15 protein-coding genes and 4 tRNA genes are annotated in these 24762 nt (G+C 72.0%); 9 read left to right on the forward strand and 10 right to left on the reverse strand.

Annotated elements, in window-relative coordinates:
* Window positions 1-27: 27 nt before the first annotated feature.
* Window positions 28-100 (reverse strand) — tRNA-Trp (locus GIS00_RS10820).
* A gap of 358 nt (window positions 101-458) precedes the next feature.
* Between GIS00_RS10820 and GIS00_RS10825 the strand changes: the two genes are divergently transcribed.
* Together GIS00_RS10825 and GIS00_RS10830 are read left to right on the forward strand one after the other, a co-directional pair.
* Complete coding sequence (locus tag GIS00_RS10825) at window positions 459-1361, forward strand: amidohydrolase family protein (RefSeq protein ID WP_154768472.1); 903 nt, start codon at window positions 459-461, stop codon at window positions 1359-1361.
* A complete protein-coding gene (locus GIS00_RS10830; protein ID WP_154768473.1) occupies window positions 1358-2023 on the forward strand; it encodes a cysteine dioxygenase in 666 nt (221 codons plus the stop codon). The genes GIS00_RS10825 and GIS00_RS10830 overlap by 4 nt, the downstream gene beginning before the upstream one ends.
* A 131-nt stretch (window positions 2024-2154) precedes the next feature.
* Here the strand turns inward: GIS00_RS10830 and GIS00_RS10835 are convergent, their stop codons facing one another.
* Entirely contained in the window at window positions 2155-3615 is a 1461-nt protein-coding gene (locus GIS00_RS10835) for an aromatic amino acid lyase (RefSeq protein ID WP_196073225.1), read from the reverse strand.
* Between the two features lie 371 nt (window positions 3616-3986).
* Here GIS00_RS10835 and GIS00_RS10840 point away from each other — a divergent pair, with 371 nt between their 5' ends.
* The 5 genes from GIS00_RS10840 (at window position 3987) to GIS00_RS10860 (ending at window position 8749) form a co-directional block, all read left to right on the forward strand.
* Window positions 3987-4793 carry an IclR family transcriptional regulator gene (locus GIS00_RS10840; protein ID WP_322097833.1) on the forward strand — a complete coding sequence of 269 codons (807 nt, stop codon included), beginning with the start codon at window positions 3987-3989 and terminating at the stop codon, window positions 4791-4793.
* 175 nt (window positions 4794-4968) lie between these two features.
* A complete protein-coding gene (locus tag GIS00_RS10845; protein WP_154768475.1) occupies window positions 4969-6075 on the forward strand; it encodes an ABC transporter ATP-binding protein in 1107 nt (368 codons plus the stop codon).
* Entirely contained in the window at window positions 6075-6734 is a 660-nt protein-coding gene (locus GIS00_RS10850) for an ABC transporter permease (RefSeq protein ID WP_154768476.1), read from the forward strand. The genes GIS00_RS10845 and GIS00_RS10850 overlap by 1 nt, the downstream gene beginning before the upstream one ends.
* Entirely contained in the window at window positions 6734-7567 is an 834-nt protein-coding gene (locus GIS00_RS10855; protein ID WP_154768477.1) for an ABC transporter permease, read from the forward strand. Before GIS00_RS10850 ends, GIS00_RS10855 begins: the two co-directional genes overlap by 1 nt.
* Before the next feature lie 153 nt (window positions 7568-7720).
* On the forward strand, window positions 7721-8749 hold the full coding sequence (locus tag GIS00_RS10860) for an ABC transporter substrate-binding protein (RefSeq protein WP_154768478.1): 1029 nt from the start codon (window positions 7721-7723) through the stop codon (window positions 8747-8749).
* Window positions 8750-9112: 363 nt separating this feature from the next.
* On the opposite strand, the gene GIS00_RS10865 is transcribed toward GIS00_RS10860, so the two are convergent.
* The 7 genes from GIS00_RS10865 to GIS00_RS10895 form a co-directional block, all read right to left on the reverse strand.
* On the reverse strand, window positions 9113-9553 hold the full coding sequence (locus tag GIS00_RS10865; RefSeq protein ID WP_154768479.1) for a MaoC family dehydratase: 441 nt from the start codon (window positions 9551-9553) through the stop codon (window positions 9113-9115).
* On the reverse strand, window positions 9553-9996 hold the full coding sequence (locus tag GIS00_RS10870; protein ID WP_322097835.1) for an FAS1-like dehydratase domain-containing protein: 444 nt from the start codon (window positions 9994-9996) through the stop codon (window positions 9553-9555). The genes GIS00_RS10865 and GIS00_RS10870 overlap by 1 nt, the downstream gene beginning before the upstream one ends.
* Window positions 9997-10007: 11 nt before the next feature.
* A complete protein-coding gene (gene rpmG, locus GIS00_RS10875) occupies window positions 10008-10172 on the reverse strand; it encodes a 50S ribosomal protein L33 (protein ID WP_322097836.1) in 165 nt (54 codons plus the stop codon).
* A 99-nt stretch (window positions 10173-10271) separates the two neighbouring features.
* Window positions 10272-10344 (reverse strand) — tRNA-Met (locus GIS00_RS10880).
* An 85-nt stretch (window positions 10345-10429) separates the two neighbouring features.
* A tRNA-Thr gene (locus tag GIS00_RS10885) sits at window positions 10430-10502 on the reverse strand.
* Window positions 10503-11069: 567 nt separating this feature from the next.
* Window positions 11070-13610, reverse strand: coding sequence for a putative bifunctional diguanylate cyclase/phosphodiesterase (locus GIS00_RS10890; RefSeq protein WP_154768480.1), 2541 nt, complete (start codon window positions 13608-13610; stop codon window positions 11070-11072).
* Window positions 13611-14066: 456 nt separating this feature from the next.
* A tRNA-Tyr gene (locus tag GIS00_RS10895) sits at window positions 14067-14147 on the reverse strand.
* Window positions 14148-14400: 253 nt separating this feature from the next.
* Here GIS00_RS10895 and GIS00_RS10900 point away from each other — a divergent pair.
* Entirely contained in the window at window positions 14401-14892 is a 492-nt protein-coding gene (locus GIS00_RS10900; protein WP_154768481.1) for a YajQ family cyclic di-GMP-binding protein, read from the forward strand.
* Window positions 14893-15068: 176 nt separating this feature from the next.
* Here GIS00_RS10900 and GIS00_RS10905 read toward each other — a convergent pair whose 3' ends face one another.
* Window positions 15069-23336 carry an IPT/TIG domain-containing protein gene (locus GIS00_RS10905; RefSeq protein WP_154768482.1) on the reverse strand — a complete coding sequence of 2756 codons (8268 nt, stop codon included), beginning with the start codon at window positions 23334-23336 and terminating at the stop codon, window positions 15069-15071.
* 809 nt (window positions 23337-24145) lie between these two features.
* Here GIS00_RS10905 and GIS00_RS10910 point away from each other — a divergent pair.
* Window positions 24146-24589: an Lrp/AsnC family transcriptional regulator gene (locus tag GIS00_RS10910; RefSeq protein ID WP_407666846.1), complete on the forward strand. Its 444-nt coding sequence runs from the start codon at window positions 24146-24148 to the stop codon at window positions 24587-24589.
* Window positions 24590-24762 lie beyond the last annotated feature (173 nt).

Here is a 24762-nt window from a genome sequence, read left to right on the forward strand (position 1 = left end):
CGGATCACCTCGTGGTGGCAGTCGGTGCAGGGGCGACAGGACTCGAACCTGCAACCTGCGGTTTTGGAGACCGCTGCTCTACCAATTGAGCTACGCCCCTCTGCAACCAGCTCCGCGAGCCGCCCGGCGGACCGGGCCCTCTCACGGATCGGGGATGCGCTCCGCCTGCCCGGTGACCGGCGCCGTTGATCACGACGACCGCTCTCCCGGGCAGCCCTGAGCACACCCCGGAGGTCAAGTGTAGTCCACAGCCGGAGGTTGTCCGACCGCCCGACGGGGCCTCGCCAACTGCCCCGGGGCGGTTCCGGACAACCGGGACGAACCGCGGGCCGGTCCGCGCCCACCGGGTGCGGCCGAAGATGTCATCGACAGGAAACACGACCGATCTTGACACCGCAATCGGTGAACCGTTTCACTGAACCGCATCAGTGAACCGCTTCACCGAGAGGAGGACTACCATGCCGGCTTCCGTCGTCGACATCCACCAGCACCTGTGGCCCGACTCCCTGGTCGACCTGCTCCGCTCCCGCAGCACCATGCCCTACCTGCGCGGCTGGTCCTTGAGCCTGCCCGGCGAGCCGGTGTTCGAGGTGACCCCGACCGACCACGACGTGACGGCCAGGCAGGCGCTGGACGCCGATGTCGCGCTGATCGGACTGTCGCTGTCCAGCCCGCTCGGCATCGAGTACCTGCCGACCGACGAGGCGACCCCGCTCATCGAGGCCTGGCACTCCGGCGCGACGGCCCTGCCGGATCCGTTCCGGACCTGGGCGGCGGTCGGCCTGCAGGACCCCGACCTGGACGGACTCGCCCGCACCCTGGCGGACCCGGCCGTGATCGGGCTACAGGTACCCGCCACTGCTCTCGGGGCGCCGGCCGCGGTCGAGGCGATCGCCCCGGTGCTGCGGGTCTGCGAGCTCGCCGACCGGCCGGTGCTGGTGCACCCGGGGCCGGTGCCCGCCGGAGACCGGTCCGACCTGCCCGGCTGGTGGCCGGCCGTGGTCGACTACCCGGCCCAGCTGACCGCCGCCTGGTGGGCGTGGCAGGCCGTCGGTCGATCACTGCTTCCCGACCTGCGGATCTGTTTCGCCGCCGGTGCCGGCCTGGCCCCGGTGCACCACGAGCGGTTCACCACCCGCGGTGGTGGCCCGTTCCGGATCGACCCGCTCACCTTCGTCGAGGTGTCGTCGTACGGCCCGCGCGCCGTGGACGCCCTCGTCCGCGTGCTCGGCATCGACGTGATCGTGCACGGCACCGATCGCCCGTACGCCGGGCCCGTCGACCTCGCTCTGGGTGACGCGGGCATGTACGCCGTCCGCGTCACCAACCCCACCCGCCTGCTCGAAGGAGGACAACCATGACCGCTGCCGGCACTGCCACCGGTCCCGCCACCGCCGCCGCTCCCCAGGAGCAGTCCACGTCGGACGCGGTGGCCACGCTGGTGAACCTGCCGTCCACGGATGGCCGCCCGGTCAACGGGGCACGCCCGATCCCGGAGGTGCTCGCCACCACTGCGGTCCCGGCGATCACCCTCGACACCCTGCCCGATCGCGACCTGGACGCCGAGGAGTTGCGCGCCCTCGCCGCCGCCATCGCCGCCGACCCGGCGCAGTGGCAGCAGCACGTCGCGTTCTCCGACGACGAGCGGCACTACGTCTCGCTGCACCGGGACGCCCACGTCGACGTCTGGGTGCTGTGCTGGACGCCGCAGAACGACACCGGCTGGCACGACCACGACGTCTCCTCCGGCGCCGTCGCCGTCACCCAGGGCTGCCTGACCGAGCACAACCTCGCCGTCGGCGCGCCCTCCATGGCCTCCGAGGTCGTCGCCGGCCAGGTGTTCTGCTTCGGGCCCGACCACATCCACCGGCTCACCGGCCGGGACGCCGGCAGCGTGTCGGTGCACGTCTACTCCCCGCCGCTGTGGCGGATGGGGCAGTACACGGTGTCGCGCAGCGGGATGCTGCGACGGAAATCGGTGTCCTACGCCGACGAACTCCGCCCCCTCGACGACATGATCTGACCCGCCCCTGGCGCGAGGATCTTCATCGCCGACGCGTGGGAAGTTGCCCCGTTTGGGACTGGTGATGCAGGAGTCGACCACTTCGTACGCGCCGACGATCATGATCCTCGCGCGGGACGGGGCGGGCGGGATCAGCCGGTAAGCGGTACCAGGCGTGCGATCGACGGCAGCAGTTCCTCGGCGATGCGCAGGTCCTCGGTCAGATCGCGGTCCTCCGTCGCGGCCGGGAGCGCCGCGCAGACCTCCAGCAACTCCCCCACCGGGCCGGTCACCGACGCCGCCCGCATCCGGTGCGCGCGGACCGCGGCCACCAGCTCGGCGGCCAGCAGGGTGCGCAGCGGGCCGGCCATCCGGCGGGTGGCGGAGGCGGCCAGCGAGGCGAAGCTGGCGTCCTCCTCGACCCCCCGGGACAGGGTCACGGTCTGCAGGCCGGCCGGCTGCGCGGCGGCGCGCAGTTCACCCAGGGCCGAGGCGGCCACGTACTCACAGACCATCACCCCGGACGCACCCGGGGTGCCGTCGCTCAGGAACGGAGCGAGACCGGTGAACGCCGGCTCGATCAGGGTCGCCAGCCGAGCCATCACCAGCTGGCCGCTCTGCGCCACGGCCAGGTTGAGGCCGTCCAGGGCGCTCTGCAGGTACGAGGCGTAGAAGGCGCCGTGGTGTGCCACCTGGCCGGGCGCGGTGTCCGTGGGCGGCAGCAGCACCGGGTTCTCCGACGGCGCGTTGATCATCCGGACCAGCACGGCGTTCGCGCCGGACAAGGCGTCGAGTACCGGCCCCATGACCTGCGGCAACGCCCGCAGCCCGAACGGGTCCTGGATGCGGGCCGGCGGCCGGGCGTCGCCCTCCCCCACCAGCCGGCGCATCGAGGCGCAGACCACCCCCACCCCGGGGAACGGGGTCGCCTGCCGGACCGCCGGCGCGAAGGCCTCGGCATTGCCGTCGACCGCAGCGAAGGTCAACGCCGCGATGCCGAGACAGGCCCGGGCGAGCACCAGCAGCTCCGTGGTGCCGAGCGCCGCGTCGGCCAGCGTCGCCGCGTTGCTGGAGATGAACGCCAGTCCGTCCGGGCCCTCGAACGGCACCGGCGGCAGGGTCCGGCCATCGACGGTCGGCAGCTCGCCGAGCAGGGTCAGCGCCGTCGTGGCCAGCGCGGACAGGTCCCCGGTGCCGATGCTCCCCCATTCCCGGACCACCGGCAGGGCGTCGGCCCGCAGCATCCCGACCAGGCCGTCGGCCAGTCCCGGCCCGGCCCCGGATCCGCCGGCCGCGAGCTGGTTCAACCGGATCACCAGCATCGCCCGCACCCGGTCCGCGGAGCGCGGCGCACCGGCCGACGTGGCATGGCTGCGCAGCAGGTCCAGCGCGTGCGCCGTCCGGTCGCCGGTGACCGGGACGGTCCGGTTCGCGCCGACGCCCGTCGACCGGCCGTAGAGCGGACGCCGCGTCGCCTCGTCGATCGCGAACCGCCAGGAGGCCTCGATGTTGGCCCGGCCGGCATCGGCGAGGACCGCACCGGCCACCGATCTCGACACCGCGAAGACACCAGCGATGTCCAGATCCGTTCCGGTGATGGCGATCTCGTCCACAGACTGCTCCCTGTCCGCCGGCCGGCCGGCTGCTGGTGACGACCGCATCGAACCATCCGGGACCGCACTGCCGCCCGGCGGCGGGTCGGTGCGGCCCGGGGCAATCAGCACCACCGACCGGACCCGACGACCAACCGCGCACGTGTGAACACCGTGTTCCGGGTAGGTCACGAAGTCGATCAGTCCCGCCCGACCTCTTGACCGCCGGGCGACACCGGAGAATTGTTCCATCCAACGGCAGTGCAGTTCCATGGATCGGCAGGGAATCGCCGGTCGACCACAGGTCGACACCCGGCGAGGACACGAACGGCTCGGGTTCGATGCCCGGGGCGGACCACCGGCGGCGCGAGCGCGAGGGGAGCCGACCGAACGTGAGCGATCCGTTGACATCCCCCGATCTCCCCGATCCGGCAGCGATGGGCCCGGTGGGCGGCGCGGCGTCCACCCGCGCCGTGGACCGCGCCGTCCAGCTGCTCGCCCAGGTCTGCGACCACGGGGAGATCGGTCTCGCCGACTGCGCCCGCCGCGCCGGCCTCGCGCCGAGCACCGCCCTGCGGCTGCTGCGCAGCCTGGAGACCTCCGGCCTGATCCACCGCGACGACAACGGCCTGTTCTCCGCGGGCCCCCGGCTGGTGCAGCTCGGCGCACAGGCGCTGAGCCGGCAGGCCCTGGTGACCTCAGCCGGTCCGGCGCTCAGCCGGATCGTCGCCGGGTGCGGCGAGTCCGCGTACCTGAGCCTGCCCGGGCCGACCGGCACCGCCGTGTACGCCGCGATGGTCGAGGGCGTCCACTCGGTCCGGCACACCAGCTGGGTCGGCCGTACCGTCCCGCTCGACGGCACGGCCGTGGGCCGGGTGTTCCGGGAGGACCCGGCCGCCCACCTGTTCGTCGTGGTCGCCTCCGCGGTCGAACCGGATGTCACCGCGGTCGCCGCCGCGATCACCCGTCCCGGCCGGAACGGGCGGCCGGTGGTGGCCGGGGCGCTGTCCGTCGTCGGCCCCACCTATCGGATCGGCGACGACCAGGGCCTGTCGATCGGCCGGCTGGTCGCGGCCGAGGCAACGGCGCTCTCCGCCCGGTTCGGATCGGTCATCGGGACCGGACCGGTCGGCACGGGTTCCGACGGACCGCACATCGACGGCGCCGCCGCGGGTACCCCCCGGGAGCGCGCCGGATGACACCCATCGGGCACCGCGCCCGGCCGACTGTCGGACCCGTACGGCACGCTGTGCGGGTCCTGTGTCCCCCGACGCCCCGGCGTCCCGACAGCTGCACCCGCCCTGCTTCCCGAGACCGGGCCGGCACCAGAGCCGGCACCAGCCCCTGCCCGCCCTCCCGACCCGGTGGTGACCGATGATCAGATTCGACGCAGTGACGAAGCGCTACCCGGACGGCACGGTGGCCGTGGACGCGCTCTCGCTGGAGGCGCCGTCCGGACAGATCACCGTGTTCGTCGGGCCCTCCGGCTGCGGCAAGACCACCTCGCTGCGGATGATCAACCGGATGATCGAGCCGACCTCGGGCACGATCTGGATGGACGACCAGGACACCGGCAAGGTCGCCCCCGCCCAGCTGCGCCGCGGCATCGGCTACGTCATCCAGCACGCCGGGCTGTTCCCGCACCGGACGATCCTGGACAACGTGCTGACCGTGCCCGATCTCATCGGCATGGACCGCAAGGCCTCCCGGGCGCGGGCGATGGAGCTGCTGGAGCGGGTCGGCCTCGAGACCCGTTTCGCTTCACGGTATCCCGCGCAGCTCTCCGGCGGTCAGCAGCAGCGTGTCGGGGTGGCCCGGGCGCTCGCCGCCGACCCGCCGGTGATGCTGATGGACGAGCCCTTCTCCGCGGTCGACCCCGTCGTGCGCGAGCAGTTGCAGGCCGAGTTCCTGCGCCTGCAGCAGGAACTCGGCAAGACGATCGTGTTCGTCACGCACGACATCGACGAGGCGATCAAGCTCGGTGACCAGGTCGCCGTGCTCAACGTCGGCGGCGTGCTGGCCCAGCTCGCCGCACCGGCCGAACTGCTCTCCCGGCCGGCCGGCCCGTTCGTCGCCGGTTTCGTCGGCCGCGACCGCGGATACCGCGCGCTCGGGTTCACCACCGACACCGTGCCGGTGCGCGAGGCCGTGACCTTGGAGCTCGGGGCCGACCTCGGCAGCGCGCGCGGGCTGACCGAGGACGGCTGGGTGCTGATCGTCGACGACCAGAGGCGGCCGCAGGGCTGGCTCGAGGTCGCCGCGCACCCCGGGTCCGGGCAGATCCTGCCGGAGACGCTGAATCTCGGTGGCACCCTGGCCGAGGAGGGCGCCGCCCTGCGCACCACCCTGGACGCCGCACTGTCCTCGCCGTCCGGCCGCGGCGTGATCGTGGACGCCGACCAGCGGCTCGTCGGCACGGTGACCGTCGCCGACGTGGTGGCCCGGATCGAGGCCCGCCAGGGCACCCCCGAGGCGGTGTGATGTTCGGTTACTTCTCCGAGCACAGCGCCGAGATCCTCGGCTACCTGTGGGACCACTTCTACCTGTCGGTCATCCCGGTCGTCCTCGGGCTGGTCGTGGCGCTGCCACTGGGCTGGGTGGCCAACCGCTTCAAGTGGACCTATCCGCCGGTGATCACCATCGCCGGCCTGCTGTACACGATCCCGTCGCTGGTGTTGTTCGTGGTGATGCCCGGCATCCTCGGCACGCAGATCCTGTCGGTGGTCAACGTGATCGTCGCGCTCACCGTGTACGCGGTCGCGCTGCTGGTCCGGGTGGTCGCGGACGGTTTGGCCTCGGTGTCATTCGAGACAAAGCAGGCCGCCACCGCGATGGGGTACCAGCCGGTCGGCCGCTTCTTCAAGGTCGAGCTGCCGCTGGCGGTCCCGGTGATCGCCGCCGGCGTCCGGGTGGCGACGGTGTCCAACGTCAGCCTGGTCACCGTGGCGACCTTCGTCGGCACCGACCAGCTCGGCCGGCTGTTCAACATCGGGCTGCAGCTCTCCGCGTCCTCGGACGACTGGGCCGACCCGATCCTGATCGGCATCATCCTGTCCGTGCTGCTGGCGCTGGTGCTGGATGCGCTGATCCTGCTCGGCACTCGGCTGCTCACCCCGTGGCGACGGGCGGTGCGTGCCTGATGTTCGCCGATCTGTGGGACTACCTGACCACCGCCCGGAACTGGAACGGCGGCAACGGGCTGTGGCAGAACATCCTCGACCACCTGTCGTACTCGTTCTTCGCCATTGCGCTGGCCGCGATCATCGCGGTCCCGCTCGGGCTCTGGATCGGGCACACCAACAAGGGCGGGGCGGTGATCGTCGGCCTGGTCAACGCCAGCCGCGCCCTGCCGACGTTCGGTCTGATGGTGCTGCTCTACATCCTGATCGCGCCGAACTTCACCGGGCGGACGGAGCTGCCGTCGATCATCCCGGTGGAGATCGTGCTGTTCCTGATGGCGGTGCCGCCGTTGCTGTCCAACGCCTACGCGGGTGTGCAGCAGGTGGATCCGGCCATCAAGGACGCCGCCAAGGGCATGGGCATGACCGGCAGTCAGGTGCTGTGGCGGGTGGAACTGCCGAACGCCTACCCGCTGATGATGTCCGGCCTGCGCAGCGCGACGCTGCAGGTGATCGCCACCGCGACCATCGGCGCCTTCGTCAGCCTGGGCGGTCTGGGGGACCCGATCCGCCGCGGCATCAGTCAGGGCGCGTTCCAGGACAACGCCACCGGACACCTGGCCACCGGTCGGCTGCTGGCGGGCGCGCTGCTGGTCACCCTGCTGGCGCTGGTGCTCGACCTGATTCTGGCCACGATCCAGCGGTTCACCACCTCCCGCGGGATCACCGGCCGGTACCGCAAGCACCTGCCCGGACCGGCCGATCTGTCCGTCCAGGAACCCGTCGTCGCCGAGGCCGACCCGGTCACCGGCGGGACGGAGAAAGGACACCCACCACGGGCCGTCACCACCTGACGGCCGGCCGGGTCTGCCCCTGGTCCGACCCGGAACCGCCCTGAGACCACCCCGATCTGACCCCGATCTGACGCAGTCGTGCTCTGTCCCCGAGGATGTCAGCACTCCGATCCGTGTCCGGCACCCGCCGGTCATGCCCGAAAGGAAACACCGATGAAGAAGATCCGCCTCTCCGCGATCGCGGCGGCCGCCACCGCGCTCGCGCTGGTCGCGGCCGGCTGCGGCAGCGACTCGACGCCCGCCACGTCGACCACTCCCGCCGCCACCACCTCCAGCGCCGCCAGTTCCGCCGCCCCGACCAGCTCGGATGCGGGCACCTCCTCCTCGGAGGCCCCCGGCTCGGCGTCCGAGGGCAGCTCGACCGGCGGGGCCGACGGCACCGGCCAGACCGTCATCATCGGGTCCGCCGACTTCGGCGAGTCCGAGCTGCTGATGAACATCTACGCCGGTGCCCTCGAGGCCAAGAACGTCACGGTCGAGCTCAAGCCGCGCATCGGCAGCCGCGAGGCCTACATCCCCGCGCTGCAGGACGGCTCCATCGACCTGGTGCCGGAGTACAGCGGCGTGCTGCTCGCCTACTTCGACGCCGAGTCCACCGCGGCCAGCTCCGAGGACATCTACGCGGCGCTGCCCGCCGCGGTCGGCGACGGCCTCAAGGTGCTGGACCAGTCGGCGGCCGAGGACAAGGACTCGATCGGCGTCACCGCGGACACCGCGGCGAAGTACAACCTGAAGACCATCGCGGACCTGCAGCCGGTGGCCGGCGACCTGATCCTGGGTGGCGCACCGGAGTTCGAGACCCGTCCCGACGGCGTCCCGGGCCTGCTGGAGAAGTACGGCGTCGAGTTCAGCGAGTTCAAGACGCTGGACGCGGGCGGCCCGCTGACCGTGGCCGGCCTGAAGAACGGCCAGGTCGACGCCGCCGACCTGTTCACCACCGACCCGGCCATCGAGGCGAACGGCTTCGTCATCCTCGAGGACCCGGAGAACCTGTACACCGCGCAGAACGTGCTGCCGCTGATCAACGCGGAGAAGTCCACCCCGGCGGTCGAGGAGGCGCTCAACGCCGTCTCCGCCGTGCTGACCACCGAGGACCTGATCGACCTCAACTCGAAGGTCGCCGCCGGTACCGCTTCCGACGCGGTCGCCGACGCCTGGCTGTCGGAGAAGGGTCTGTCCTGATCCCGACCGGGCCGCGGCTGAGCGCTGCGGCCCGGCCCGGCGTACCGAGTTGTGATGCGCTGAGCTGACGACGAGAGCCGGTGACCCTGTGCGGGTCACCGGCTCTCGTCGTTCCCGGGGATCCTTGCACTCGTGCCCCGACGTTCGCGTGGATCATGTCCGTCCGCAGGTCGCCCTGAGCGGGAAATGGGACGCGTGGGACAGGAGTCGCCGAGTTCGCCCCTGCAAGATCAGGGCGCTGGTGGGCAGGGATCACCGACGCCCGCAGGTCACCCCGGCCCGGACATGGGACGCGTGGGGCAGGGGTCGCCGATGTCGCCCCTGCGAGCCCGGCCTTGACGACGAGGCGCGGTGGGAGGGAGATCAGCTCAGGCGGACGGTGGCGCGGGCCTTGCCCAGCACGGTCTGCCCGGCGAACCGTGCGGTGAGGTCCACCCGCACGGTGCCGGCGTCGGCATCGATCGCGCCGATCAGCGCGGTGAACTCGACGGTCGCGCCGTCCTCGTCGTCCGGCACCGGGACGGGGCGGGTGAAGGTGACGCCGTAGTCCAGGACCCGGCCCGGGTCACCGGCCCAGTCGGTCACCAGCCGGCCGCCGAGGGCCATGGTGAGCATGCCGTGGGCGATCACGTCGGGCAGCCCGACCGAGGTCGCCACCCGGGCGTTCCAGTGGATCGGGTTGAAGTCGCCGGAGGCGCCGGCGTAGCGGACCAGCTGGCCGCGCCGGACCTGGACGGTCAACGGCGGGAGGGCGTCGCCCACGGTCAGGTCGGCGAGTACGGGCTGCGGCAGCGTGGAGGTCATCAGATCCCCCGGGCCACGAGGGTGCCGGTGCCGGTGCAGACCGGGCTGCCGTCGCCGTCCACGATCTCGGTGCGCAGACCCAGCACGTCGTTGCCGGCGAGCACCCGGATCGACTCGACCACGATGGTGGTGTGCAGTTCGTCGCCGGCGTGGATCGGGCGGTGATGGGTGAACCGCTGATCGCGGTGGACCACCCGGGAGAAGTCCAGACCCAGACCCGGATCGTCGATCAACAGGTCCTGGGCGGGGATCACCAACGTCATCGCGAACGTCGGCGGGGCCACGACGTCAGGGTGGCCGGCGGAACGCGCGGCCACCCTGTCGTGGTAGAGCGGATTGTCGTCACCGATCGCGGCGGCGAACTCCCGGATCTTCTCGACGCCGACGAGATACGGCTGCTCGAGCGGGAAGGTCCTGCCGACGTAGGTCGGATCCAGCGGCACGGCGAGAACCGTCAGCGGGTCTCTTTGTGGGCGCGGTGCACGCCGCAGTTCGGGCAGAACTTCTTGATCTCGAGACGATCGGGATCGTTCCGCCGGTTCTTGCGGGTGATGTAGTTGCGGTGCTTGCAGACCTCGCACGCGAGCGTGATCTTCGGACGAACGTCGGTGGCGGCCACGTCAGCTGCCTCTTTCCCTCACTGGTACCGGTGTCGGCGCCCGGGGAGGAACCCCGGGCACCCCTTCTGCAACGGCGCCGGTGACCCGGCGACCGGGGGTAGCGGTGGCCGGACTTGAACCGGCGACACAGCGATTATGAGCCGCTTGCTCTACCAACTGAGCTACACCGCCCTGGCGGGCACCTGCTCCCCGCCTGCACGGAAAACCGGCCACGGACCGCTCACCCTGGTGAACCGTCCGCGGCCGGTGTTTCCCGAGCCCCCTTACGGAATCGAACCGTAGACCTTCTCCTTACCATGGAGACGCTCTGCCGACTGAGCTAAGGGGGCACCGCACTGGTCCGCGCCGCTCCGGAAGGACCGGCGCTGAGCCGTCGACAACAATACAGGACACCGCGACCGGGAAGAAAACGCCTGGTCAGGCCACTTCCACCCCGACCCCGGTCGCGAGGATCATCATCCTCGACGCGTGGGAAGTTCGCGCCGCTGGGACGAGTGGGACCGGAGTCGCCACTTTCCTACGCGCACAGGCCGCTCAGCGGCCGCGCCGGCGACAAGGCAGGCGCGCGGGGGCGACATGCACGGCACGGGCCGCGGCTGCGCCGGCGGCGCGGCCAGGCGGCCCACTCAGGGGCCCGGCATGCACGGCACGGCACGGCACGGCGGCCCACCCAGGGGCCCGGCATGCACGGCACGGCGGCCCACCCAGGGGCCCGGCATGCACGGCACGGCGCGGCACGGCGGCTCACTCAGGGGCCGGCCCGGCATGCACGGCACGGCACGCGGCCCACCCGGGGGCCCGGCAGCACGGTACGGCAGGCGACCCAAGAGCCGGCATGCACGGCACAAACCGCAGGGCACCACAGGAGGCAGAAGCGACCGCCGATGCGAGGAAGCTCAGCCGACGGTGAGGCGCAGCACCTGCTGTCCGCCCGGCTGACGGGTACGCACCATCGTCGAGTTCATCCAGGACTCGAGCTTGTCGATCGGCTGCGGACGGGACACCAGGAAGCCCTGGAGGTCGTCGCAGCGCAGCGTCTTGAGGGCATCGCGCGCGGCCTCCTCCTCGACGCCTTCCGCGACGACCCGCAGCCCCAGGGAGTGCCCGAGGTCGATGATCGCGCGGACGATGGCCAGGTCACCGAGGTCGGTGATCATGCCCTGCACGAACGACTTGTCGATCTTGATCTCGTCGATCGGCAGCCGGCGCAGGTAGGCCAGCGAGGAGTAGCCGGTCCCGAAGTCGTCGACCGAGAGGTTCACCCCGAGGGCGTGCAGCTGGCGCAGCACCGGCAGGTAGCGCTCCGGGTCCGCCATGACGCTGGATTCGGTGATCTCCAGGGTCAGCAGCGACGCCTCGACCCCGTGCCGCTCCAGGCCGGCGGCCACCGTGGCCGGGAAGTCCGGGGCGGACAGGTTGCGGACGGACAGGTTCACCGCGACGGCGATCCGCAGCCCGCGGTCCACCCACACCTTGATCTGGGCCAGCACGATCTCCAGCACATGCTCGAGCAGCAGATCGATGGAGCCGGTGGCCTCGATGGCCTCGACGAACTCCGACGGCGGGACCGCGCCGAGCTCCGGGTGGGTCCAGCGCACCAGCGCCTCGACGCCCACGAGCTCGCGGTCGGCCAGGCTGATCTTCGGCTGGTACTGCACGGTGATCGACCCCTGGTCGACCGCCCGGCGGAACTGGGTCACCAGCTGGAACCGGCGCCGGAACACCTCGCCCATCCCGGACCAGTACGAGCGCATCGACTCGTCCGCCGCCTGGGCCGCCGTCAGCGCCATCTCGGCCCGCTGCAGCAGCGTGCCGGCGGTCTCCGGCAGCTCCTCCTTGGGGTCGACGAAGGCGATGCCGATCCGGGCGTGCGGCTCGATGTCCACGCCCTCCAGCTGGTAGGACTGGCCGGTCACCGCCAGCAGCGTGCGGGCCAGCTCCTCGACCTCGTCCTCCGGGGTGGTCTCGATGAGCAGGCCGAAGCGGTCGCTCTCCAGGTGGGCGACCGCGGTCTGCGGACCGAGTGTCTCCACCAGCCGCTCCCCCGCGGTGATCAGCAGCTGCTCGCCACGGTCATGGCCGATCGCGTTGTTCACCTCGGGCAGCACGCCGAGCTGCAGCAGGAGGACGGCCGGCGTCTTCCCGGCGCGGATCGACTCCTCGGTCCGGAAGTGCAGCCCGCGCCAGTTCAGCAGGCCGGTGATCGCGTCGTGGTGCGCCTCGTGCCGCAGTGACTCGACCAGCCGGACGTTGTCGATCGACGAGGCCAGCTGCTGCCCCAGGCTCTCCAGCTGGCGCAGGTCGTCCTTGCCGAACGTGCTCCAGCGGGCCAGCCGGTCGCGCACCTCGAGGTAGCCGAGCACGCGGTCACCGGAGGCCAGCGAGACCACCATGACCTCCTGCGCCCCGCGTGCCTCGACGGCGTCCAGCAGGTCGGGGTCGGTGGTGCGGTGCATCCCGGCGCTCGCGTGGCCGGTGCGGATGGCCACCTCCTGCAGCTCGTCCGAGCGCGGCGGCAGCTGCGGCGGGGCGACCCCGTCCTCCGAGGTGCTGACCAGGAAGGTGATGCCGTCGACCGGTTCGACGAGGACCAGGGTCGCGACGGCGGCGTTGAGCTGCTCGCGCACCATCTCCAGCAGCCCCTGCCAGGTGGTGTCCTCGCTGCCGATCGCGGTGACCCGGCGACCGAACGTGTACATGCCGGCCAGGTCCTGGTGCTGGCGCAGGAAGGAGGCGTAGGTGCGGTAGAGGACGACCATGGCGATCGCCAGCCCGCCGCAGAGCACGGCGCCGTAGGTCCCGGACCTGACCAGGGTGTAGCCGGTCAGGGCGAACGTGGTGGTGGCCGCGGCGACGATCACCATGCGGCCGAGGTTGCGCCGCACCGGCTCCTGACGCGCCGTCAGTCGGTGGGTCTCGCCCACCACGAACGCCATCAGCAGCACACCGATCTGGATGCCGACGAACAGCCCCAGGAACTTGGCGCCGAGGCCACCTCCCAGGAGTTCGTAGAACGCCACGAACACGGCGGCGGAAGCGGCGCTCTCGAACAGCACGAAGGCGCAGTTGATGTAGATGTGCTGCCAGGCGTCGCGCCGGACCAGGAAGGCCAGCAGCGCGGCGATCAGCGCCGACAGGCCGACCACGTGCACCGGCACCACCAGCAGGCCGATCACCACCGGAATCTCGGACAGGGTGATCAGGACGGTGTCCCGGCCCACCTCGATCCGCAGCGGCCAGATCTCCGCGGCGATGAACCCGGCGACGAGGACGGCACCGATGCCGAGCATCTGCCAGAGGGAGTGGTTGTAGTCGGGCTGCCGGGTGACCGCGTACCACCAGATCGGCAGCGCCGCCACGAGGACGACGGTCGCGACGATCGGGTAGACGACCTGGCGTCTGCGCGCGCGGGAATGCCCCGCCGGGCCCGCGCTCATCGCGGGCCGGCCGGGTGAGCGCGACCGTGGAGGTTCACGGCGCAACGAGAGGTCATGTGCCTTTCCCGGGCATGTACGGACAGTAGCCTCCGGCAGGCCCGTTCAGGGAGCCTGTGGAGCGGTGTTCACCCCGGTCAGGTGACGGATTTCGTTCGTTCGGTGACACGGGAGTGTCCTGTTCCGGCACGGAACTGGGCAAACGGCATGAACAGCACATCGATCGGCCGTGCCACAGGCACCCGGGGTGACCGTTTCCCGACCGGGCAGCACGGCGCGGCGGCCGTGGTGGAACGCGGAACAGCCTCCGTACGGCCCTCCGGGGCAGCCGCGACGCCCGGGAACGAACACGGCGACCGACAGGGACGCCCGGGAACGGACACCGAGCACCGACGGTCAGCGGATCAGAGGTGACCCGGCCGCCCTGTCACGGGCGGACCGGAGCCATTCGTACGGGGGTGGCAGGTGAGAGATTCGAACTCCCGTAGCTTGCGCGGCTGATTTACAGTCAGCTCCCTTTGGCCACTCGGGCAACCTGCCGTGCACGCCGGCAGGCCGGAGTGCCCGCACAGAGTAGCCGGAACCGGGCGGGGAATCCCAATCGGCCGATCACGCCCCGCCCGTCCCGCGGACCACCGCCCGGGAGAGCGTCCGCCGTCGTCCGATTCCCGCCGGTTGCCGCCAGGACGCCGCTCGGATGCCGACCGTCGGGCGCCGTGAGGTCGGGGAGAATGGACCGGCCGGCCCGCGCGAGAGGCGGCCCGGCGACCACGACGAAGGAGAGGACACGGACATGGCGGATGCGTCGTTCGACATCGTGAGCAAGGTCGAGCACCAGGAGGCGGACAACGCCCTGCAGCAGGCGGCCAAGGAACTCTCCCAGCGGTTCGACTTCCGCGGCACCGACGCCTCGATCGCCTGGGCGGGAGAGAACGGCGTGACCATCTCCGCCTCGACCGAGGAGCGCTGCGCCGCAGCGATCGAGGTGTTCAAGGAGAAGCTGATCAAGCGCGGCATCTCGCTGAAGTCCTTCGAGATCGGCGAGCCCGCGTCCTCCGGGAAGATCTTCAAGGTCACCGGCCAGATCGTCGAGGGCATCGCCTCGGACAAGGCGAAGATCATCTCGAAGAAGATCCGCGACGAGGGCCCGAAGGGCGTCCAGGCGCAGATCCAGGGCGACCAGCTGCGGGTCACCGGCAAGAAGCGCGACGACCTGCAGGCCGTCATCGCCCTGCTGAAGAACGCCGACCTCGGGGTCGCGCTGCAGTTCACCAACTACCGCTGACCGTCACGCCGGCGGGTGCCGGGCATAGCACCCGCCGAATGCCCGGCAAGTCCGGGTGCCCCGACGACCGGGGATCCGGGGGGCTGTCCCGGTCGACTCGAGGGCCGGACCCACCACGACCACGGCCGGCCTGCCCGGGATCTCCCCCGGGCGGACCGGCCGCGATCAGCCGCTGATCAGGACCGCCGGCGGCGCCGCCCGATGACCACGAATGCCACACCCGCCAGCATCAGCAGCCAGGCGAAGGGGAAGACGTCCCAGAGGTCGAAGCCGGTGTAGGAGAGCCCGCCCGGCGGCACGATGGTGAACCGCACGACCTGGGTGGCGACGGATCCGTCGGCCCGCTCCTGGGCGGCGGTCACCGTGTGCTCGCCGAGCGCCAGTCCGCTGACACCGAAGTCGACCCCGAAGCTGCCGTCGGCCGCCACGGTCACCCCGGCGATGGCGGCGGTGTCGTAGTCGAGCAGGAACTGCACCGTCGACCCGGCCTCCCAGCCCGACCCGAACACCGCGTTCAGCTGTGCGGTCCCCTGCACCTGGCTGGTGTAGCGGAGCGAGAGCAGCGGCGCCGCAGCGGTGGACACGGTGACCGTCGTCGTGGCGACGTTGCCGTAGCCGTCGACCGCCTGCACCGTCCAGTCGCCCAGCGGAAGGTCGGCCGGGATCGGCAGGCCGCCGCTGATGGTGCAGTCCGACCCGGCCGTCACCGTGATCGCTGTGCCCGGCACCGCGTCACCGTCGGCGTCCACCAGTTGGACCGTCACCACGTCACCGACCGGCCAGCAGCCGCCACCGATGGTGCTGGTGCCGCCCGGCGGCACCGGTGAGGTCGCGGTGACCAGCGGCGCGTCGAAGGTGAACTCGATCGGGTCGGACACCGCCCCCGGACCATTGACCAGCGTCACCCGGACCACACCGGACACGGTGCCCGGCGGGGTGGTGAAGGTCAGCTCGGTGCCGTCGTCGGAGACCGAGTCCGGCGTCACGGTGGTGCCGCCGAAGTCGACCGTGGTGTCCGGGCCGAACCCGTCGCCGCCCACCGTCACCTCGGTGCCGCCGGGCAGCGGACCGTGCGTCGGGATGACGATCCGGATCACCGGAACCCTGGGCACCACGGTGATGTCGGTGTCCACCGAGTTGCCGGCGGTGTCACCGGCAACCACCACGTACGGGCCGGACGGTGTGCCGGCGGGCACCGGGACGGACACCTCAAAGGTGCCGTCGTCGCCCGCCGTGACCGTCACCGGATCACCGACCGGGGTGCCGTCCGGGGTCGCCAGCTGCACCGTCACCTCGGCGCCCGGCGGCCAGCCGGTGCCCGACACCGTCGTCGACTCCCCGGCCTTCAGCACGGTCGGGCCGGCCGACAGCTCCGGATCGAGGTAGTCGTAGGTGAGCGGGTCGCTCTCCTGCCCACCGGACACGACCGTCACCGGCACACCGCCGGCCAGGCCGCCCGGCGGGGTGACGAAGGTGAGCGAGGTGCCGTCGGGATCGACGGCGGTGGGGGTGATCTCGACGTCACCGACGCGGACCACGGTGCCGGGCAGGAAGCCGGTGCCGGTGACGGTGACCGTCTGGCCGCCGGTCAGCGGGCCGCTGTCCGGGGTCAGCGCCGAGAGCGTGGGCACCACTGCGGTGACGGTGATCTCGGTGGTCACCACGTTGCCGGCCGCGTCGGTGGCCCGCAGCGTGTAGGTCCCCGGCGGCGTCGAGAACGGCACCGTCACCGGCACATCGGACAGGGTGCCCGTGCCCGAGGTGGTCACCGTGACCGGCGCGGTGATCGGTCCGTCCGGTCCGATCAGCACGATGCTCACGTCGTCATCCGCCGGCCATCCGGTGGCGTCGACGGACAGCGTGCCACCCGCGGCGACCGGGTCGTCGGCAGTGAGCTGCGGATCGTCGTAGGTGTACTGCACGACGCCGGAGACCAGGTCGTCCGGGTTCTGCACCTGCACCGACACCGGCCCGGCCAGCGTGCCGGCCGGCACGGTGAAGGTCAGTTCGGTGCCGGACACCGCATCCGGGGTGATCTCCGTTCCGTCGAACAGCACCACGGTGCCCGGGACGAAACCGGTTCCGGTGAGGGTGACCTCGGTGCCGCCGAGCAGCGGACCGGAGTCCGGCGCGATGGCGTCGATCGTCGGCGCGGCCGGCGGCGGGGTGGTGATGACCACCAGTGTGTCGGTCGCCGTGTTGCCCTCCCCGTCGTCCGCCGAGACGGTGTGGGTACCGGCCGGTGTGCCGTCGGGCAGCGGCAGCAGCACCCCGCCGGGGAACGTCCCGGAGGCGGTGGTCGTCGTCGAGATCGTCGCCCCGGTCACCGGTGTCGCGCCGTCCAGCAGGGTGATCGTCACCGCGGCACCGGCCGGCCAGCCGGTGCCGGTGACCGGCGTCGGCGTGCCGACCACGCCCGGGGATCCGGCGGAGACCGTCGGGTCGCCGTAGGTGAAGGTCAGCGGCGGCGTGGACTCGGCGCCCACCCCGTTGGTGACCACCACGGCCAGGGTGTCGCCGGCCACCACACCGGGCGGCGTGAGGAAGGTCAGCGAGGTGTCCGAACCGACGGTCACCGGGGTGGGTGTGCCGTCCAGGGTCACCCCGGTCAGCCCCGGAACGAACCCGGTCCCGGTGACGGTGACCAGGGTGCCGCCGACCAGCGGGCCGGTGTCCGGCGACAGCGAGGCGGCCGTCGGCACCGGGTCGTAGGTGTACGGCAGCGGGCCGGAGGTCCCGCCGACGGTCAGCACCCGCACCTGCACCGTGCCCGGCGCGTGGGCCGGGGTGACAAAGGAGAGCGAGGTCGGCGCCGTCACGTCGACGTCCGCCGGGTCGACGGTGAGACCGCCGATGGTCAGCGAGGTCTCACCGGCGACGAAGCCGCTCCCGGTGACGGTGACGGTGGTGCCGCCGCTCTCGGTGCCGTGGTCCGGGGTGAGCGAGGTGACCACCGGCGCCGCGACGTAGGTGTAGGCCAGCGGCGCGGAGGCCCCGCCCGGGGTCTGCACGGACACCGTCACCGCCCCCGGCGCGTGGGCCGGGGTGGTGAAGCTCAGCGAGGTCGGCGACGTGACATCCACGTCGGCGGTGTCGATGTCGACCCCGCCGATGCTGACCGTGGTGAGGTCGGGGACGAAGCCGGTCCCGGTCACGGTGACCGTCTGGCCGCCCGCCGCCGGCCCCTGCACCGGGTCGAGGGCGGTGGCCGTCGGAGCCGGCAGGTAGTCGTAGTCCAGCGGCGCGCTGGTGCCGCCCGGCGTGGTGACGGTGACCGGCACGGTGCCGGCGACGTGCGCCGGGGTGACCACGGTCAGCGAGGTGCCGCCCGGGGTCACGGTCACCGCCGTGCCGGGCACCCCGTCGAACGCCACCGTGGTGGCACCCGCCACGAACCCGGATCCGGTGATGGACACCGTCTGTCCCCCGCCGACCGGTCCGGCGGCCGGGTCGATGGTGGTCGCCGTCGGCACCGGGAGGTAGGTGAAGGCCAGCGGCGCGGTGGTGCCGCCGATCGTGGTGGCGGTGACGTCGACGGTCCCGGTGGCGTGCGCCGGGGTGTCGAAGGCCAGCGCCGTCCCGGTGCCGTTCACCGTGACATCCGCTGCCGGCACGGTGATCCCGCCGATCGTGACGGTGGTCGCGCCGGGCACGAAACCGGTGCCGGTCATCGAGACCGTGGTGCCACCGGCGATCGGCCCGCTGCCGGGAGCGAGGGCGTCGGAGGTCGGCGCCGCGACGTAGGTGTAGGTCAGGGCCGGTGTGGTGGTGCCGCCCGCGGTGGTCACGGTGACGCCGACCGCGCCGGGGGTCCCGGGCGGCGTGGTGAAGGTGAGCGAGGTGCCGTCCGGTGCGGGGGTCACGTCGGTGGCGGGGGTTCCGCCCACCGACACCGTCGTCGGGCCGTACTGCAGCCCGGTGCCGGTGATCGTCACGGTCTGCCCGCCGGTGGCCGGGCCGGCCGCCGGGTCGATGGCGGTCGCCGTCGGGGCGGCCGCGGTGACACCGAGGGGCTCGGTGATCGCCGTGCCGGCGCCGTCGCTCACCCGCACCGAGTAGGTGCCGGGTGCCGCGGTCGCCGGGACCGGGAGGTCGACCGGGCCGAAGCCACCGCCGACACCGGTGGTCACCGCGGCCGGCGCGCCGACCGGGGTGCCGACCGGGTCCAGCAGTTGGACGGTCAGGGCGTCGGCCGGCGGCCAGCCGGCACCGGACACCGGGACGTCGGTACCGGCCGGGACCGGCCCGGTGACGGTGACCGTCGGGTCCGCGTACTCCAGGAACAGTGCGTTGGAGAGCAGGCCGGGACCGTTGGTCACCTGGACGGTGACCGGGCCGGGCTCGGTGCCGGGCGGCGCCGGGAAGATCATCGTGTCCGGGGCGAGCACGATCGACGGGACCGTCACGCCGTTGACCAACACCGTGCTGATGCCCGGGAGGAATCCTTCACCCTGGATGGTGACGGTCTCCCCACCCGGCAGGCCCACGCCCGCCGGGGTCAGGGTGTCGATGACCGGGGTGCCCGGGGGCGGTGCCTGCACGGTGATCGGCGCGGTGGCGGTGTTGCCGTTGGCGTCGCTCGACGCGGCCGAGTAGCCGCCGCCCAGCGGCGTCCCGACCGGGATCGGCAGCGCCGTGCCGGTCGGCAGGTCACCGTCGGCGTCGGTGGTCGCGGTGGTCACGCCACCGGCGACCGGGGCCGACGCGGCGTCCAGCAGCTGGATCGTCACCAGTGTGTTCGCCGGCCAGCCGGACCCGGTGATCAGGCTGCTGGTCCCCGGCGAGACCGGGGTCGAAGCGGTGATCGACGGTGCGGCGTAGGTGAACTCGAGCGGCGCAGCGGTGCTGCCCGGGCCGTTGGTGACCACCACGGCGACCGGCACCCCGGCCACCGTGCCGGCCGGCACGGTGATGGTGGCGGTGGTGCCACCGGCGTTCACCGCGGGGACCAGCGTGGCGCCGTCGAAGGTCACCGTGGTGACCCCCGGGACGAACCCGGTGCCGGTGATGACCGCCGGGTAGCCACCGGCGAGTTCGCCGGTGTCCGGGGCGATCGAGGCCGCGGTGGGCGTCGGCAGGTAGGTGTAGGTCAGCGGGGCGGTCGTGCCGTTCGGCGTGTCCACCGTGACGTCGACCGCGGCGGCGGCGTGGGCGGGCGTGACGAAGGTCAGCGACGTCGGACTGCTGACGGTGACCCCGGCTGCCGGGATGACCGTGCCGTCGATCGTCACCGAGGTGGCGCCGGGGACGAACCCGGTGCCGGTCACCGTGACCAGCTGGCCGCCGGTGATCGGGCCGGCCGCCGGCGACAGCGCGGCCGCGGTCGGGAACGGGTTGTAGGTGAAGGTGAGCGGCGGGGTGCTGCTGCCGCCCGGCGTGCTGACCACGACGTCGACCGGGCCCTGCGCGTGCGCCGGGGTCAGGTAGGTGAGCGTGGTGCCGTTGACCACCGTGACATCGCCTGCCGGGACGGCGGTCCCGTCAGAGGTGACGGTGGTGACGCCGGGGACGAAACCGGAACCGGTGACGGTGACGAGTGTTCCGCCGGCCTGCGGCCCGGCGACCGGGGTCAGCGACGCCGCCCCGGGCACCGGCACGTAGGTGTACGGCTGCGGACCGGAGGTGCCGCCGGTCGTGGTGACGACCCGCACCTGCGCGCCACCGGCGGCGTGCGCCGGTGTCAGGAAGGTCAGTTCGTTGGCGCTGGAGACGGTGACATCACCGGCGGGGACGGTGATCCCGTCGACGGTCACCGAGGTGGCGCCCGGGGTGGGGTCGAAGTCGGTGCCGGTCACGGTGACCGTCTGGCCGCCGGCGACCGGGCCGATGGTCGGCGTCATGTCGGTGATCACCGGCGCCGGGACGTAGGTGTAGCCCAGCGAGCCGGACGTACCGCCGGGCGCGGTCACCGACACCTGGACGCCACCCGGGGCGTGCGCCGGGGTGGTGAAGGTCAGCGAGGTCGGGCTGTTCACCGTGACCGCGGCCGCCGGGACCAGGGTGCCGCCGATGGTCACCGACGTCGCACCGACGACGAACCCGGATCCGTCGACCGTCACGGTCTGCCCGCCCGCGGCCGGGCCGGCCGTGGGGTCGAGCGCACTGATCGCCGGCGCCGGGATGTACGTGTAGGGCTGGGTGTTCGACGTGCCACCGGGGGTGGTGACGGTGACCGTGACCGGGCCCGCGGTGTGCGGCGGCGTGACGAAGGTCAGCGTGCCGCCGTCGACCACGTTCACCCCGCCGGCCGACACACCGCCGATGGTGACGGTGGTGCCGGGGGTGAAACCGGTGCCGGTCAGGGTGACCGTCTGGCCGCCGGCCACCGGGCCGGACGCCGGGTCGATCCCGGTCAGCGTCGGCACCACCTGCAGTGAGAACGTCCGCGCCGCAGTGGGATCGGAGACGTTGCCGCCGGTGTCGGTCAGGGTGGCGACCACCGAGTGGTCACCCAGGGAGAGCGGTGAGGCCGGCGTGCAACTCCAGGCGCCGGCCGACACGGTGGCCGTGCAGACGGTCACGCCACCCTCGGTGACGGTGACAGTGCCTGCGGCGGCGGAGGTTCCGGAGATCACCGGGGTGGTGGTCGCGAGCACCGCTCCCTCGGCCGGTGCCTGGATCACCGGGACCGGAACGGGTTGGTAGGTGTAGGTGATCGGTGGCGAGGAGCCGCCGGAGGTGGTGATCACCACCGGCACCGGACCCGGTGCGTGCGACGGTGTGGTGAAGGTGAGCGAGGTGGCGCTGTTCACCGTCACCGAGCCCGCGGGCACGGCGGTGCCGTCGACCGACACGGTGGTGGCACCGGCGACGAAGTTCGTGCCGGTCACCGTCACGCTGGTGCCACCGGCGGCCGGGCCGGTGTTCGGCGACAGCGACGCCGCTGTCGGCGGGGTCGCGTCGACATTCGGGCCGACCTGTGCGCGGCCGAGATCGACCACGGCGACCGAGGACTGGAGCAGGGTGGCACGTAGCGCGACCTCCCGGCTCACCCCGGCCGACGGCGTCTCCTGCACGTTGCCGGTGAGCGACACGACCGTGTTGATCAGCCGTAGCACCGGACCCAGCGCGTTGACGATCGCGGTCACCCCGAGCCGCAGTGGCGAGGAGGCGTTCGTGACCGTGGCGATCACGCCGGTGGTCGGGTTGAACAGCACCGCGGAGATCGGCACTGCCAGCGCGGCGAGCAGGGTGGAGAGTGGGACGACCACCGGCGCGCCGGCGATGACCAGCGCCAGGCTGGCCGGGGCGGTGCCGGCGATCACCTGGGCCAGCGTGCCGTTCACGTTGACGTTGACCCGGGTGACACAGGTGGCGCCGATCTGCAGCAGACAGACGTTCGCGTTCACCAGCAGGGTCGCCGCGTTGAGGGCGGCGGTGAGCGCGGTGGACACCAGCGCCGGGACGCCGTTGAGGATCGAGGCGACGTCGGCGACGAGTGCGTTGAGGACCGCAGCGGACAGGATCTCGCTGTTCGGTGCCAGGTTCGCCAGGCCGGCGGAGCCCGCGGCGGTGAGCAGCTGGTCGATGTTCGCGGTGATCAACCCGGTGCGCAGGTTGATGGTCACCGCCCCGTCGGCGCTGGTGATCGGAGTGTCCAGGATGGTGTTCAGTGCCGCGGTGGTGTTGGCGGTGATGCTGACGGTGAGCCCGCCGTTGCCCAGCAGTCCGGTCACCCCGAGCACGGTCTGCAGGGCCTGGGCGATCAGGCCGTTCGGGCCGACCAGGGAGTTGACCGCGGTGTCGACGGTGGGTGCCACTCCTCCGGCCCCGGTGAGCAGGGTGGTGATCCCGGCGACGGCGGGCGAGGTGATCCGCAGCTGGCCGCCCGCGATGCTGTAGTCCCGGCAGTTGACCGGGGCGGACAGGCTGGATCCGGCGCCGCGGCAGGTGGTGGACAGGCCGCCCAGCGAGGCGTCCTGGGCCGCGACACCGGTGATGGCCCCCAGCTGCACCTGCAGGTCGGCGACCTGGCCGGCGAAGGCGGCACCCAGCAGCTGCTGCAGCTGCAGGGTGGCACCGGACGGGAACCCGTTGCTGCCGTCCAGCGACACCGAGCCGTCGTTGCTGACCGCACCGGACCCGGCACGGGAGATGCCGTTGTCGGAGGCCTGGGCGTACTGGTTGGCCACGCCCAGGGTCAGCAAATTCGGGAGCGGGATGTTCAGGCCGCCAGGCAGGTTCACGGTGAGCGCGCTGAGCACGGAGGGCTCGAGCCCGGTCACGTCGGTGATCGGGGTCGCAGTACCCGAGTTGGTCGCTGCGGCACCGCCGAGGCTGACGATCGAGTTCAGCGGTACGCCGCCGGCGAGCAGGGTGCCGCCGAGGAACCGGGCCGAGCCGGCGCTGACATCGCCCGGCCCGGCCAGCACCGGGGTCGTCCCCATCAGCAACAGGACGGGCACCAGCAGCAACGCCGCGGCCGCCCGGGCCCGGCTGCGCAACCTGCTCGCCGGTCGTCCTTTTCTCCGGAGAGGAAGTAGATGGTGACGTTCCGCTGGGCGCGCAGACGACAAGGCGATCCCCTCCGACCGTGGGTACTGCAATCACAAGAATTCGTCACTCATCGTCATCTGTTGATCACCGATCCGGTAAGTCCCCGATGGCGTGGACGTGATTTCCGCTTTGTTTGCGCAGTGCCCCACCGCGGGTGACCGGCGAAACACTGTTGCGCTTCGCCGGGGATCGAAACAACGCAGTCAGGTGGCGCGAAGTGCATTCGGAGTACTGGCCCGGATGATTCGTCCGACTTGTCCGGAACGGCATCGGTCATGATCGCAACTGCGCACGAGACCTGTTGCTGTGCAGGCATGATCGCTTGGGCCACGAGCCCGGGGACCCCGGCGGGCCGGCGCTCGACGGCGCAGGGTGCCGGGTCAACCCTCTTGGGCCGATCGAAGGATGCGGCTTCACCGTCGGCAGACATGCACGGCCTATTTCACCGGAACCCTACCAATCCCCATTGCGTGACGCGCGCCAGGGTTGCCGTCGGGCAATGGTCGCCGGAAATGGTCGGGAATGGGTGACACGAAGTGCTCTGAATGCGGGCATAAGTATTTCCCACACTGTCCGCGACGCACTGTCGGCAGAGCCGGTCCGCATTTCTCGGTCACCGGTCGTGACAGGTGTGGCCGGCAGTGTGCCGCGACGGTCGCGAAAGTGTGTCGCGGATGCACCGTCGCCACATCGGCGAGGAGTGTCGATGGGATGATGTCGTGCGTCCGGACCCGTCCCGAGGAGCAGTGTGTTGCAGATCGACAGCATCGACCGTCACATCATGTCGTGCCTGACCCTCGACGCCCGCTCATCGTTCCGGGAGATCGGCGAGGTGGTGGGACTGTCCGCGCCGGCGGTGAAGCGCCGGGTGGACCGGCTGCGGGCGGACGGCGTCATCACCGGGTTCACCGCGCGGATCGACCCGGGATCGATGGGCCGGCACCTGCAGGCCTTCGTCGCCGTCACCTACACCGGGAACACCTCGCCCGACCGCATCCGGCGGATCCTGGAGCCGGTCACCGAGGTGGTCGCCGCCTACACCGTCAGCGGCGACGCCGACGTCCTGGTGCACCTGCGGGCCGCCGACATGGCCGAGTTCGAGCGGGCGCTCGAGCGGCTCCGGTCGGCCGACGGGGTGGCCCGCACCGAGTCCCGCCTGGTCCTGTCCACCCTGCTCGACCGACCCGTGCCGCCGGCCTGACGATGGGGTGGCCGGCAGGTCGGCTCCGGCCCCTTGCGCCCGCAGCCGCCCCACCCGGCCGGCCGGGGACCTGCCGCCCCGGCGCCGTGGTCATCGGCCACCACAGCACGGTCGTAGGCTCTGCCGGGCGTCCCTGGCGGACGCCGGGGCGCCCGAGCGGACGCCGGAACGAA

It is taken from the genome of Nakamurella alba (assembly GCF_009707545.1).
Lineage (GTDB): Bacteria > Actinomycetota > Actinomycetes > Mycobacteriales > Nakamurellaceae > Nakamurella > Nakamurella alba.